The organism is Streptomyces sp. NPDC111516, assembly GCF_055635345.1.
In genome coordinates this window covers 75,137-87,729 of record NZ_JBVKBV010000019.1, presented here as the reverse complement: position 1 = coordinate 87,729, position 12,593 = coordinate 75,137, and the positions used below count along the sequence as shown (strand labels likewise).

The window sequence follows — 12,593 nt, the reverse complement described above, 5'->3', positions numbered from 1 at the left end:
ACCTGAGCGACTAGGCTGGGCATCTCATCCACTGGACGTGTCGACAGGAGGGGTGGTTGTGACCACCGAGGTGCGCCGTCTGCGCAACTACATCAACGGAGAGTTCCGGGACGCCGCTGACGGGCGGACCATCGACGTGGTCAACCCGGCGACGGAAGAGGTCTACGCGACCTCGCCGCTCTCCGGCCAGGCCGATGTCGATGCCGCGATGGAAGCCGCCGCGGCCGCTTTCCCCGCCTGGCGCGATGCCACGCCCGCCGAGCGCCAGAAGGCCCTGCTGAAGATCGCGGACGCCTTCGAGGAGCGCGCCGAGGACCTCATCGCCGCCGAGTCGGAGAACACGGGCAAGCCGATCGAGCTCACCCGTACCGAAGAGATCCCGCCGATGGTGGACCAGATCCGCTTCTTCGCGGGCGCCGCACGACTTCTCGAAGGCCGCTCGGCAGGCGAGTACATGGAGGGCCTCACCTCCATCGTCCGGCGCGAGCCGGTCGGCGTCTGTGCCCAGGTCGCGCCGTGGAACTACCCGATGATGATGGCGGTGTGGAAGTTCGCCCCGGCGCTCGCCGCCGGAAACACCGTCGTGATCAAGCCGTCCGACACCACCCCGGCGTCGACCGTGCTGATCGCCGAGATCATCGGTCAGATCCTCCCCAAGGGCGTCTTCAACGTCATCTGCGGCGACCGCGACACCGGCCGCGCGATGGTCGAGCACTCGACCCCGGCGATGGCGTCCATCACCGGTTCGGTACGGGCCGGCATGCAGGTCGCCGAGTCCGCCGCCAAGGACGTCAAGCGGGTCCACCTGGAGCTCGGCGGCAAGGCCCCGGTCGTCGTGTTCGAGGACACCGACATCGCCAAGGCCGTCGAGGGCATCTCCGTCGCGGGCTTCTTCAACGCGGGTCAGGACTGCACGGCCGCGACCCGCGTCCTGGTCCACGAGTCCATCCACGACGAGTTCGTCACCGCCCTCGCCAAGGCCGCCGCCGACACGAAGACCGGGCAGCCGGACGACGAGGACGTGCTTTACGGCCCGCTCAACAACGCCAACCAGTTGAAGCAGGTCAGCGGCTTCATCGACCGCCTCCCCGCCCACGCCAAGGTCGAGGCGGGCGGCCACCGGGTCGGCGAGAAGGGCTACTTCTACGCCCCGACCGTCGTCTCCGGCCTTCAGCAGGACGACGAGATCGTCCAGAACGAGGTCTTCGGCCCGGTCATCACCGTCCAGAAGTTCACCGACGAGGCCCAGGCCGTCGCGTACGCCAACGGCGTCGAGTACGCCCTGGCCTCCTCGGTATGGACCAAGGACCACGCCCGCGCCATGCGGATGTCCAAGAACCTCGACTTCGGCTGCGTGTGGATCAACACCCACATTCCGCTCGTCGCCGAGATGCCGCACGGCGGATTCAAGAAGTCCGGCTACGGCAAGGACCTTTCCGCGTACGGCTTCGAGGACTACACCCGGATCAAGCACGTCATGACCTCGCTCGACGACTGACACCTTCGCAGCAGCGGCGACACCGGCGGCAAACGGCCCCGGGCTTCGGTCCGGGGCTGTTTCCATACCCCCGTACCCCCTCGGGGCATCGACAGGATGTGCGGACGGAGGGGGCGGCGCTGGACGGTTGGTCCATTGCCCACACGCCTCCCGACCGGCATCCTGCCCAGGTGCGAGCAACCCCGATGAACCCCATGTCCCGCCGGTCCCTGCTGCGCGCCTTCGGGGCCGGAGCGGCCGGAGTCACGCTGGCCGGCTGCGGAGTGCCTGCCGCCTATGTGCAGCCAGGTGACCGCGCCGGACGGGACACCTCCGCGAGCGACCACTCCCTGCACTTCGCGAACTGGCCGCTCTACATCGACACCGACGACAAGAACACGTCGAAGCGCCCCACCCTCGACGCGTTCAGCAAGCGGACCGGGATCTCCGTCACGTACACCGAGGAGATCAACGACAACGACGAGTTCTTCGGGAAGATCAGCCCCGCCCTGATGAACCACCAGCAGACCGGCCGGGACCTGATCGTCATCAGCGACTGGATGGCCGCCCGGTTCGTCCGGCTCGGCTGGGTGCAGGAGATGGACCGCGCCAAGCAGCCCAACGTCGCCAAGTACCTCGACCCGCAACTGCGGTCACCGGCCTTCGACAAGGACCGGATGCACAGCGTCCCCTGGCAGTCCGGCATCACCGGCATCGCGTACAACCGCAAGAAGCTCGGCCGTGAGATCAAGCACCTGAGCGACCTGTGGGCGAGCGACCTGCGCGGCAAGGTGACGCTGCTGTCCGGGCTCGACGAGTCCTTCGCGCTGCTGATGCAGGGCAACGGCGTCGACATCACCCGCTGGAAGCGGGACGACTTCTACGAGATATGCGACCAGGTCGAGAAGTTGGTGAAGACGAAGCACATCCGCCGCTTCACCGGCAACGACTACATCAAGGACCTGTCGACGGGAGACGTACTCGCCTGCCAGGCCTACTCCGGCGACGTCATCCAGCTCCAGGCGGACAACCCGGAGATCGAGTTCGTCGTACCCGAGGAGGGCGCCGAACTCTGGGCGGAGTCGATGATGATCCCCAACCTCGCCCAGCACAAGCGCAACGCCGAGAAACTGATCGACTACTACTACGAGCCCGAGGTCGCCGCCGAGCTCGCGACCTGGGTCAACTACGTCTGCCCCGTCCCGGCCGCCCGCGAGGTGCTGGCCTCCTCCAAGGACGAGGAGAGCGCGGCGCTCGCCGAGGACCCGCTGATCTTCCCCGACGACGCGATGCGCAAACGGCTGGCCATCGCACGGGACATCACGTCCGAGGAGCGCACCGAGTTCGCGAAGAAGTGGAACTCCATCGTCGGCCTGTGAGCCGGCTCGTGAGTCCGGCCGGGGCCGCGTAAAAGGCCGGTAAACGCGGGCGTACGCTGCGGACATGAGCGAGCGAAGAGCCCTGCTGAGGCGCATCCGCGTGTGGTTGGCCGTCTTTGTCGTCTGTCTGGTGCTGAGCGGGCTGACCGCCTTCCCACTCGTCCACGAACTCCACTGGGCCGAGGACCTGTTGAGGTCCTCGGCCTCTCCCGTGCCCGAGCACTTCCCGGCCCTGATGGAGTGGATCACCAAGGTCCGCACCGGTCTCGACGAGGCCAACGCGACGTATCCCTTCGTGCTGTACGGCACCGACTGGCTGGCCTTCGCGCACCTCGTCATTGCGGTCGCCTTCTACGGCCCCTACCGCGACCCGGTCCGCAACATCTGGGTCATCGAGTTCGGCATGATCGCCTGCGCCGGGATCATCCCGCTCGCCCTGATCTGCGGACCGATCCGGGACATCCCCTTCTGGTGGTCGGTCATCGACATGTCGTTCGGGGTCTTTGGGGTGATTTCGCTGCTCGTCGTACGCCGCATGATCAAGCAGCTGGAGGCGCTGTCGCAGGAACAGTCGCTGGATCCGGTGTCCGCTGCGACGGCGCTCTGAGTCACTCCCGCGTCGGGGCCCCGAAGGCGCTGACGATCAGGCCCATCACGACGTCGTTGGTGCCCTGCCCCTTCGCGTCCGTGGAATTCACGCTGTAGACGAGGGTCCGGGAGAGATCGCGGGTGCCCCCGATCCCGGCGTTGTAACCCCAGCGGCCACCGGTCTTGCCCCACACCCGGTGGCCGCCCAGCCGCCACGAGGTCAGGCCCACGCTGTACGCCGCGGGCGCGCCGGACTCGTAGTCACGGACCGAGGGGCCGGGCAGCGTGAACATCTCTTCCAGCAACGGCCCGCGCACCACCCGGCCGAGGAACAGTGCCTCGGTGAACCGCTCCAGATCGGCGGTGGTGGAGATGATGTCGCCCGCCGCCCAGCCGTCGGTCGCACCCCAGACGCTGACATCGCGCAGTCCGGTCGTGCCGTCGTCGAGCCTCATCGTCTGGTAGCCGTGGTTGTGCGGGCCGTGGATGCGGGGATCGGTGCCGGGGTACGAAGTGCCGTGCAGACCGAGCGGCTTGAGTATGCGACGGGTGACCTCGCTCTCGTACGTGTGGCCGGTGACCTTCTCGATCAGCAGCCCGGCCACGGTGTAGTTGATGTTGAGGTAGTGCTGCCGCGCCCCGGCCGGGAACTCCGCCCGCTTCGCCGTCGCCGAGGCGACCATCTCGCGTGGGGTGTGGATCAGGAAGCGGTTCTCGTACCACTCCTCCACGGTCGTGCCGGGCAGGTCGGCGGAGGGCAGACCGCTGGTGTGGTTCAGCAACTGGCGCACGGTGACCTCCTTGTACGCCGCCGGGATCAGCTCCGGAAGATAGGCCCGCACCGGCCGGTCCAGGTCGAGCCTCTTCTCGGTGGCGAGCTGGAGCACCGTGGCCGCCGTGAAGACCTTGGTCACCGAACCAGCCCGGAACCGGGCATCCGGGTCGGCCGGGCGGCGCGACCTCTCATCGTGGACGCCGGAGCTGCCACGCCAGGCACCGGAGGTCCCCGAGACCCGTACCAGCGCGGCCGTTGCGGTGCCGCCCGGCAGCCCGGCGATGGCGGCGGCCAGCGCCTTCGTGTCCGGGGCGCCGTAGGCCTGCGTCTTTGCCGCGGTGCTGCTCGTGGCGGCGGGCTTCGGGGTGCTTGCGGCCAGGGCCACAGCGGCCGGGCCCGCCGCGATACCGAGGACCAGGGCGGCGGCGAGGACGGTGCGGGTGCGGGCGTTCATCGTGGTGCCTCCGGGGCATGGAATCCAAGACGGCCCAGTCGTTGCGCCGTCGCTGTCGTCGGATTCCATCCTGGTGAGCGCCGGGCCCCGGCGGATCCCCGGAGCGGGGGTTCTCAGGAGGGAGTTCTTCTCACCTGTCCGGGGGAGAGGAGCTCTTCGGCTCCCTCCGGCGAGGGAGCGACAAGACCGGTCTCGTATGCGCAGATGACTGCCTGGATGCGGTCGCGCAGACCCAGTTTGGAGAGCACATTGCCCACATGGGTCTTCACCGTGTGTTCGCTGACGACCAGTGCCGCCGCGATCTCCGCGTTCGACAGACCTCGGGCCAGATGCAGCAGCGTCTCACGCTCGCGGGCGGTCAGCACATCGAGCCGCTCGGAGGAGAAGGCGACGGCGGCGGGGCGGGAGGTGTAGTCGGCGATCAGCCGGCGGGCCACCGAGGGGGCGAGCAGGGAGTCGCCGGCCGCCACCACCCGTACCGCGTGCACCAGGTCGTCCCTGCGGACATCCTTCAGCAGAAAGCCGCTCGCTCCCGCGTGCAGCGCCTCGTAGACGTACTCGTCGGAATCGAACGTGGTGAGTATGACCGTCCGGCAGCCGGTCTCCGCGCTGATGGTGCGGCAGGCCTCGATCCCGTCCATGAGCGGCATCCGGATGTCCAGCAGGGCGACTTCGGGCTTCAGCCGGCGCACCGCTTCGACCGCCTGCGCACCGTCACCGGCCTCAGCGAGGACCTCGATGTCCGGCTGAGCGTCCAGGATCATCGCGAAGCCGCTGCGTACCAGTTCCTGGTCGTCGGCCACCACTACGCGAATCGTCAACTGCTCACCTCCACACGGGACGTTACTCGGGGCAGGGTGACCTCCACCCGGAACCCCCGATCGTTCGGGCCGGGGCCGGTGCGGGCCGTTCCGCCGTGGGCGGCCGCCCGTTCGGCGATGCCCACCAGGCCAAGTCCGGCGCCGGTCCCCGAGCCGGGGCCGCGCCCGTCGTCGACGATGCGGACGACCAGTTCGCCGGGGCCATGGACCAGTTGCACGGACACCGTCCGGGCGGCGGCGTGCCTGACCACGTTCGTCAGGGCCTCCTGCACGATCCGGTAGACCGCGGCCTCGGTGTCCAGCGCCAACGGCCGGGCCGGGCCCGTGATCTCGAAGGAGACCTCCAGGCCGCTGCCGCGGACCCGCTCGACGAGCCCGGTCAGCGCGGCCAGCGCGGGCTGGGGCTCGCGCGACGACTCGTGGTCCGTCTCCCTCTCGCGCAGCACGCCGAGCATCCGGCGGAGCTGCACCATGGCGTCCCGGCCCGTCTCCGAGATGGCGTCGAACGCCGCCTCCGCGCGCTCCGGCGCCGTACGGATCGCCACCGGACCGGCCTCCGCCTGCACGACCATCAGGCTGACCGCATGGGAGAGGATGTCGTGCATCTCCCGGGCGATCCGCGCTCGTTCACGGGCCGCGGCCTGCTCCGCCTCGATCCGGTGCGTCAGCTCCAGCTGCTGGGCCCGGTCCTCCACGGCCCGGGTGTACGCCTGCCGGGTGTGGGTGAGCCTGCCGAAGCCGTACGCGGCGGAGAAGACGATGAGCGAGAACACCAGCTCGCGCACCTCACCCGTATGGAACGCGGTCGACGGGAAGACCAGGGCGAGCGTCAGGGCGCCGAAAACCTGGCGCCTGGGCGACGGCGCGAGCGCCGCCACCGTGTAGAGGGCGACCAGACCCGTGTAAGGCAGAGTCTGTCCCGGACCGTCGATGGCGAGCTCGTACAGCGCCTGCGTCGCGAAGACGGCGAGGAGTACGCTCACCGGCGCCCGGCGTCGCCATACGAGCGGCACGACAGTGAGGGTGGTCAGCAGATACGCCGTTGCCGTCGCCGGCTCCAGACGGGGATCCCTGGGAACGATCCAGGGCGCGGACACCGCGGCCTGAACCAGCAGGGCCACCCCGATGCCCGCCGCCCAGGAGCCGGCGTTCCCCAGCCCCCGGGCGCGCGCCCACACCCCCCGTACGCCCACTACGGCTTCCACGCGACCGCGCCGAACTGGGCGACCTGCACCGCACCGGGCGCGGCGCGCCAGTGGGCACACGAGACGATGCCCGGCTCGACAAGCTTCAGACCTTCGAGGAACGTGGTGAACTCCGCACGGCTGCGGGCGGTGATCGGCGGGGTGGCGTTCTCGTTCCAGAACCGCATCGCCGCCTCGTTGCCCTCACCGTCCAGCTCCAGCGTGGGATGGGTGAGTACCAGATGGCTGCCGGACGGCATCGCGTCCATGAGGGTCCGCACGATGCGCTGCGCCTCGGCCGTGTCGAGGACGAAGTTGAGGACGCCGAGAAGCATGATGGCGACCGGCTTCTTCAGGTCCAGCGTCGGCTCGACAGCCCGCAGGATCTCCTCCGGGCGGCGGGCGTCCGCGTCGATGTACTCGGTCGCGCCCTCCGGCGAACTCGTCAGCAGCGCCCGGGCGTGCGCCAGCACGATCGGGTCGTTGTCGACGTACACGACGCGGGAGTCGGGGGCGGTGTGCTGGGCGACCTCGTGGGTGTTGCCGACGGTCGGCAGTCCGGTGCCGATGTCCAGGAACTGCCCGATCCCCGCGTCACCGGCCAGATACCGGACCGCCCGTCCCAGGAACGCCCGGTCGGCGCGCGCCACTTCACCGATGCTCGGGTACATGCCGGTGACCTGGTCGCCGACCGCGCGGTCCACCGGGTAGTTGTCCTTGCCGCCGAGCCAGTGGTTCCAGACCCGCGCGTTGTGGGCGATGTCGGAACGGATGCGGTCGTCGAGAGGGGTGGCTTCGGTCACTTCTCTGCTCCTCTGGCTCCGGGGGCATCACGGCGGATGCGGCGCCGTCCATGATGCCGGGTCGATCAAGAGGAGCCGGTGGAAGGGGAGTTGGCCAGGATACTGCGGAGGGCGTCCACCCGGTTGGTGGTGATCGAGTCCACCCCCTGCCGGACCAGGCGGCGCATGGTGCGCTTGGTGTCCGCGGTCCAGGCGGAGACCAGCAGCCCGTCCCGGTGGAGCCGGTCCGTCAGTTCCCGATCCACCAGGCCGAACCGGTAGTTCATCCACCGCGGCCGCACCGCGTCGAGCAGCGCGGCGCGCGGTGGTGCGAGCGTCGTCCAGGTCAGGGCGATCTCGGCGGACGGGTCGGCGGCCCGTACCCGCAGCATGGCCTCGGAGCCGGCGCAGTAGTACACCCGCTCACCGGCCCCGCACTCGCGCACCACGCCGACCGTCTTCCGTACCGAACCGTCCGTGCAGCCGGGCAGATCGATCATGACGCGGTGCGCCCCGGCGGCAAGCAGTGCCTCGCGCAGGGTGGGCACACCGCCCCCGGTCAGCGCGGTGAGCTCCTGGTGGGTCAGCCGGTCCAGACGCAGGTCATGGCCCCACAGCCGGTCCAGCGTCGCGTCGTGCAGCAGGACCGGTACGCCGTCGCGGGTGACCCGCACATCGATCTCGACCGCGTCCGCCCCCTGTTCGAGCGCGGAGCGGATCGAGGGGAGCGTGTTCTCGCGGACCCGGTACGGATCGCCGCGGTGGGCGACGGCGGTGACAGTGGTGGCCATGGGGTCATTGTCGCCGCCGTGGTGTCGGGCCCTGTCCGACCCTGATCCGCCGGACGGGCCCTAACGGCCCGTGCGCTCCAGCCAGTCCGTCGTGTACGCGTCGATCTCGGCGGCCAGCGCCCGCTTGCCGGCCGCGTCGAGGTACGACGCGTCGACCGCGTTCTTCGCCAGCGCGGCGAGGCCCCGCTCGTCCAGGCCGAGGAGACGGGCGGCCACCCCGTACTCGTTGTTGAGGTCGGTGCCGAACATCGGCGGGTCGTCGCTGTTGATGGTGACCAGGACGCCCGCCTGCACCATTTCCCTGACCGGGTGCTTCTCGATGTCCGCCACCGCGCGGGTCGCGATGTTCGACGTCGGGCAGACCTCCAGCGGGATGCGGTGCTCCGCGAGGTGGGCCAGCAGCTCCGGGTCCTGGACGGAGCTGGTGCCGTGGCCTATGCGCTCGGCGCGCAGATGGGTCAGCGCGTCCCAGACGGTCTGCGGTCCGGTGGTCTCCCCGGCGTGCGGCACGGAGTGCAGGCCCTCGGCGATCGCGCGGTCGAAGTAGGGCTTGAACTGCGGGCGCTCCACGCCGATCTCCGGACCGCCGAGCCCGAACGAGACGAGTCCCTCGGGCCGCAGGTCCACGGCGAGCCGGGTGGTCTCCTCGGCCGCTTCGAGCCCGGCCTCGCCGGGAATGTCGAAGCACCAGCGCAGAACGACCCCGAGCTCGGTCTCCGCGGCTTTGCGGGCGTCCTCTATCGCCTCCATGAACCCCTGCTCCGGGATGCCGCGCCGGGTCGAGCTGAACGGAGTGATGGTCAGCTCCGCGTACCGGATGTTCTGCCGGGCCATGTCACGGGCGACCTCGAAGGTCAGCAGCCGGACGTCCTCCGGGGTGCGGATCAGGTCCACGACGGAGAGGTACACGTCGATGAAGTGCCCGAAGTCGGTGAAGGTGAAGTAGTCGGCCAGGGCCTCGGGGTCGGTGGGGACCTTCGAGTCGGGGTGGTGCGCGGCCAGTTCGGCGACGATACGGGGCGAGGCGGACCCGACGTGGTGGACATGCAGTTCCGCCTTGGGCAGCCCCGCGATGAAGGGGTGCAGATCGGGCATCGGACTCTCCGGTGGTGTGGGACGGGGGTGCCGGGCGGGTCCGCCGGGCAGGGGGCGAGGATCATCGTAGGCCGGGTCCTGCCGTGCGGTGCCGGGCCGTAGCATGACGGGATCACGATGGGGGAGGCCCATGTCAGACAACACAGAGCAGCCCGCGGGCGGGGGCGCGCCGCGCGATCCGTGGGCTCCGCCGGACAGCAGGGTGCCGCTGGGGAAGCCGGCCGGCGATCCCCGGTCGCCTGCTGTGCACGATCAGCCGACCGTGACCTCGATGCCAGGGGTCGGGGACGGCCTCGCACCCGCCACGGGGCCCGGCGCCGAGACCGGGCCGGCGCCGGGCGCCGGAGCCGGCTTCGGTCCCGGGTTCGGCACCGCGGAGATACCGCCGCCGCCGATCGCACCGAACGGACCGGGCCAGCAGGTCCCGCCGGCCGCGGGACAGTACGGCTACCCGGCCGCGCCTGTCCCGCAGTACGGCGGCTACCCGGGGTACTCCGCCTATGGCCAGGCACCGTGGGGCGGATCCACGCCGTCCAACGGCATGGGTGTCGCAGCCATGGTGCTCGGCATCCTGGCCGTCTGCCTGTTCTGCATCTACGGCATACCCAGCCTGATCCTGGGCGCACTCGCCCTGATCTTCGGCATCCTGGGCCGTAAGCGGGTGCAGCGCGGCGAGGCCAACAACAACGGTCAGGCACTCGCCGGGATCATCCTGGGGTCCATCGGCATCGTCATCGGTGTGGCGATCATCAGCTTCTTCATCTGGCTGTTCGTCGCCCACGCCGACGAGTTCGACGACAACACCTACAACGATGACCCGTACTCCACATCTCTGGTCGTCGACGTCAGCCGATAGCGGACGTCGAACGCCGGTGCCCGACCGCCGCGGGCACCGGCGCCATATCCCACCCGATGGCCGGGTGGGCCGGACTCCGGCCCACCCGGCCATCGGGCGTCCGGCCCGCCTCATCGCGCGCGCAGTTCCGCCCGCGCGTCCATCAGCGCGAACCCCAGCAGATTCAGCCCCCGCCAGGTCGCCGGATCCTCCGCGCGCGGGTCGTCCGCCGCCAGCCCGATGCCCCAGACACGGTCCATGGGACTCGCCTCGACCAGGACCCGGTCCCCCGTATTCAGCAGGAACTCCTGCAGCTCCGGGTGGTGGTCGAACTTGTGGACGCTGCCGGACACCACCAGTGCGTACCGCTCGCGCTCCCACACCGCCTCGTCGAAACCGCGGACCAGCCGGCCCACCTTCTTCGCCTGGGCCGGGCCCTTCGCCGACACCGCCCGCTCCTGTGCCTCCGCGTCACCGAACAGCCGGGCCTTCGCGGCCATCATCCAGTGCTCGGCCGACGCGTACGTCACGCCGTCGACCGTGAACGGCGCCGGCCACCACTGACTGAGGCAGCTCGCACCGATGCGGCCGTCGGGTCGCGGGCGGTGACCCCAGAAGCGCAGGTACTTCACCTTCTCGCCGCGCCGGGTCCGCGCCAGGAGAACGTCCATGTGTTCCATGACACGCGAGTCTGACATCCGCCACTGACACTCCGTACGGGGAATTCCGCACCGACGCGACACATGGTCGACAGATTCCGTCGCGTAACCAAAAGGCAACAACGGAATCACTTGTTGGGGTCGACCTACTCTGCCAGGATCGGCACTTAATTCGAACAGAAGCTACGCCGGCACCGCACTCCGGGGCGAGCGGCGGAGGAGAACGTCATGGGCAACGGCATCCAGGTGCGGGACCGCTTCGCGGACGGCGCACAGTACATCGGCGGAAAGCTGCGGTCCGGTACATCGGGACGTCACCACGACGTGGTGAACCCGGCGACGGGCGAGATCGTCCACACCTACGAACTGGCGGGCACCGCCGACGTCGACGCGGCCGTGGCGGCCGCCCGCGAGGCCTTCCCCGGCTGGTCGGGGGCGACGCCGGCCGAGCGGGCCGAGGCGATGCACCGCTTCGCCGCCGTCCTCGCCGAGCAGGCCGACGACTTCGCGTACGTCGAGTCTCTCCAGTGCGGCAAGCCGATCAAGCTCTCCACCGAGTTCGATGTGCCCGGCACCGTCGACAACACCTCCTTCTTCGCGGGCGCCGCCCGCCACCTGGAGGGCAAGTCGGCCGCCGAGTACGACGGCGACCACACCTCGTACGTACGCCGTGAGGCGATCGGCGTCATCGGCTCCATCGCGCCCTGGAACTATCCGCTCCAGATGGCCGCGTGGAAGATCCTCCCGGCCGTCGCCGCAGGCAACACCATCGTGCTGAAGCCCGCCGAGATCACCCCGCTGACCTCGCTGATGTTCGCCCAGGCGGCCACCGAGGCCGGCATTCCGGACGGTGTGATCAACATCGTCACAGGCGCGGGCAAGGACGCCGGGGAGCACCTCGTCGGCCACCCGGACGTCGTCATGACGTCCTTCACCGGCTCCACCGCCGTCGGCAAGCGGGTCGCGGAGATCGCGACCGCCACCGTCAAGCGCCTCCACCTCGAACTCGGCGGCAAGGCACCCTTCGTCGTCTTCGACGACGCCGACCTCGAAGCCGCGGTCCACGGCGCGGTCGCCGGAGCGCTCATCAACACCGGCCAGGACTGCACCGCCGCCACCCGCGCCTACGTCCAGCGCCCCCTCTACGACGCCTTCGTGCAGGGCGTCGCCGAACTGATGGAGACCGTCCGGCTCGGCGACCCCTTCGACCCGTCGACCGACCTCGGCCCGCTGATCAGCCACGCCCAGCGGGACCGGGTCGCCGGGTTCGTCGAGCGCGCCCGCGCGTACGCCACCGTCGTCACCGGCGGCGAGGCGCCCGGCGGCGAGCTGGCGGCCGGGGCCTACTATCGGCCGACGCTGGTCGCCGGTGCCGCCCAGGACAGCGAGATCGTCCAGTCGGAGATCTTCGGCCCGGTCCTCGTCGTACTGCCCTTCGACACCGATGACGAAGGCATCCGCCTCGCCAACGACACCCCGTACGGACTCGCCGCCTCCGCCTGGACCCGCGACCTGTACCGGGCGAACCGCGCCACCCGCGAGATCAAGGCGGGCTGCGTCTGGGTCAACGACCACATTCCGATCATCAGCGAGATGCCGCACGGCGGATACAAGGCCAGCGGCTTCGGCAAGGACATGTCGTCGTACTCCTTCGAGGAGTACACGCAGGTCAAGCACGTCATGTACGACAACACCGCGGTGGCCCGGAAGGACTGGCACCGCACGATCTTCGGGGACCGATAAGCCGGCCGCC

Annotated in this window: 12 protein-coding genes; 5 read left to right on the top strand and 7 right to left on the bottom strand. The window is 69.8% G+C overall.

Annotation, left to right across the window (positions count from 1 at the left end):
* Positions 1-58: 58 nt before the first annotated feature.
* From ACZ7L9_RS28595 to ACZ7L9_RS28585, 3 genes are all read left to right on the top strand, one after another.
* Entirely contained in the window at positions 59-1,498 is a 1,440-nt protein-coding gene (locus tag ACZ7L9_RS28595; protein WP_471419604.1) for a gamma-aminobutyraldehyde dehydrogenase, read from the top strand.
* Between the two features lie 194 nt (positions 1,499-1,692).
* The gene (locus ACZ7L9_RS28590) at positions 1,693-2,856 is read left to right on the top strand and encodes an ABC transporter substrate-binding protein (RefSeq protein ID WP_471419602.1); all 1,164 of its coding nucleotides are present in this window, start codon (positions 1,693-1,695) and stop codon (positions 2,854-2,856) included.
* Positions 2,857-2,920: 64 nt separating this feature from the next.
* The gene (locus ACZ7L9_RS28585) at positions 2,921-3,463 is read left to right on the top strand and encodes a hypothetical protein (RefSeq protein WP_471419601.1); all 543 of its coding nucleotides are present in this window, start codon (positions 2,921-2,923) and stop codon (positions 3,461-3,463) included.
* A 1-nt stretch (position 3,464) separates the two neighbouring features.
* Here the strand turns inward: ACZ7L9_RS28585 and ACZ7L9_RS28580 are convergent, their stop codons facing one another.
* The 6 genes from ACZ7L9_RS28580 to ACZ7L9_RS28555 all read right to left on the bottom strand — a co-directional run bounded on the left by ACZ7L9_RS28580 (position 3,465) and on the right by ACZ7L9_RS28555 (position 9,346).
* Entirely contained in the window at positions 3,465-4,673 is a 1,209-nt protein-coding gene (locus ACZ7L9_RS28580; protein ID WP_471419599.1) for a serine hydrolase domain-containing protein, read from the bottom strand.
* 113 nt (positions 4,674-4,786) lie between these two features.
* Positions 4,787-5,494 carry a response regulator gene (locus ACZ7L9_RS28575; protein WP_471419597.1) on the bottom strand — a complete coding sequence of 236 codons (708 nt, stop codon included), beginning with the start codon at positions 5,492-5,494 and terminating at the stop codon, positions 4,787-4,789.
* On the bottom strand, positions 5,491-6,699 hold the full coding sequence (locus ACZ7L9_RS28570) for a sensor histidine kinase (RefSeq protein ID WP_471419595.1): 1,209 nt from the start codon (positions 6,697-6,699) through the stop codon (positions 5,491-5,493). The genes ACZ7L9_RS28575 and ACZ7L9_RS28570 overlap by 4 nt, the downstream gene beginning before the upstream one ends.
* The gene (locus tag ACZ7L9_RS28565; RefSeq protein WP_471419593.1) at positions 6,687-7,481 is read right to left on the bottom strand and encodes an SAM-dependent methyltransferase; all 795 of its coding nucleotides are present in this window, start codon (positions 7,479-7,481) and stop codon (positions 6,687-6,689) included. The genes ACZ7L9_RS28570 and ACZ7L9_RS28565 overlap by 13 nt, the downstream gene beginning before the upstream one ends.
* A 65-nt stretch (positions 7,482-7,546) precedes the next feature.
* Positions 7,547-8,251, bottom strand: coding sequence for a glycerophosphodiester phosphodiesterase (locus ACZ7L9_RS28560; RefSeq protein WP_471419592.1), 705 nt, complete (start codon positions 8,249-8,251; stop codon positions 7,547-7,549).
* A 60-nt stretch (positions 8,252-8,311) separates the two neighbouring features.
* Entirely contained in the window at positions 8,312-9,346 is a 1,035-nt protein-coding gene (locus tag ACZ7L9_RS28555; RefSeq protein ID WP_471419590.1) for an adenosine deaminase, read from the bottom strand.
* 130 nt (positions 9,347-9,476) lie between these two features.
* Between ACZ7L9_RS28555 and ACZ7L9_RS28550 the strand changes: the two genes are divergently transcribed.
* Positions 9,477-10,202: a DUF4190 domain-containing protein gene (locus tag ACZ7L9_RS28550; RefSeq protein ID WP_471419588.1), complete on the top strand. Its 726-nt coding sequence runs from the start codon at positions 9,477-9,479 to the stop codon at positions 10,200-10,202.
* A 110-nt stretch (positions 10,203-10,312) separates the two neighbouring features.
* Here ACZ7L9_RS28550 and ACZ7L9_RS28545 read toward each other — a convergent pair whose 3' ends face one another.
* Positions 10,313-10,852: an NADAR family protein gene (locus ACZ7L9_RS28545; protein WP_471419586.1), complete on the bottom strand. Its 540-nt coding sequence runs from the start codon at positions 10,850-10,852 to the stop codon at positions 10,313-10,315.
* 216 nt (positions 10,853-11,068) lie between these two features.
* On the opposite strand from ACZ7L9_RS28545, the gene ACZ7L9_RS28540 reads away from it, so the two are divergent.
* The gene (locus tag ACZ7L9_RS28540) at positions 11,069-12,583 is read left to right on the top strand and encodes a gamma-aminobutyraldehyde dehydrogenase (protein WP_471419584.1); all 1,515 of its coding nucleotides are present in this window, start codon (positions 11,069-11,071) and stop codon (positions 12,581-12,583) included.
* Positions 12,584-12,593 lie beyond the last annotated feature (10 nt).

Excerpts from the sequence above, each read along its gene's own strand:
- ACZ7L9_RS28590 (WP_471419602.1), top strand. The coding sequence starts at position 1,693 with ATGTCCCGCCGGTCCCTGCTGCGCGCCTTCGGGGCCGGAGCGGCCGGA.
- ACZ7L9_RS28585 (WP_471419601.1), top strand. The coding sequence starts at position 2,921 with ATGAGCGAGCGAAGAGCCCTGCTGAGGCGCATCCGCGTGTGGTTGGCC.
- ACZ7L9_RS28580 (WP_471419599.1), bottom strand. The coding sequence starts at position 4,673 with ATGAACGCCCGCACCCGCACCGTCCTCGCCGCCGCCCTGGTCCTCGGT.
- ACZ7L9_RS28560 (WP_471419592.1), bottom strand. The coding sequence starts at position 8,251 with ATGGCCACCACTGTCACCGCCGTCGCCCACCGCGGCGATCCGTACCGG.
- ACZ7L9_RS28555 (WP_471419590.1), bottom strand. The coding sequence starts at position 9,346 with ATGCCCGATCTGCACCCCTTCATCGCGGGGCTGCCCAAGGCGGAACTG.
- ACZ7L9_RS28550 (WP_471419588.1), top strand. The coding sequence starts at position 9,477 with ATGTCAGACAACACAGAGCAGCCCGCGGGCGGGGGCGCGCCGCGCGAT.
- ACZ7L9_RS28545 (WP_471419586.1), bottom strand. The coding sequence starts at position 10,852 with ATGGACGTTCTCCTGGCGCGGACCCGGCGCGGCGAGAAGGTGAAGTAC.
- ACZ7L9_RS28540 (WP_471419584.1), top strand. The coding sequence starts at position 11,069 with ATGGGCAACGGCATCCAGGTGCGGGACCGCTTCGCGGACGGCGCACAG.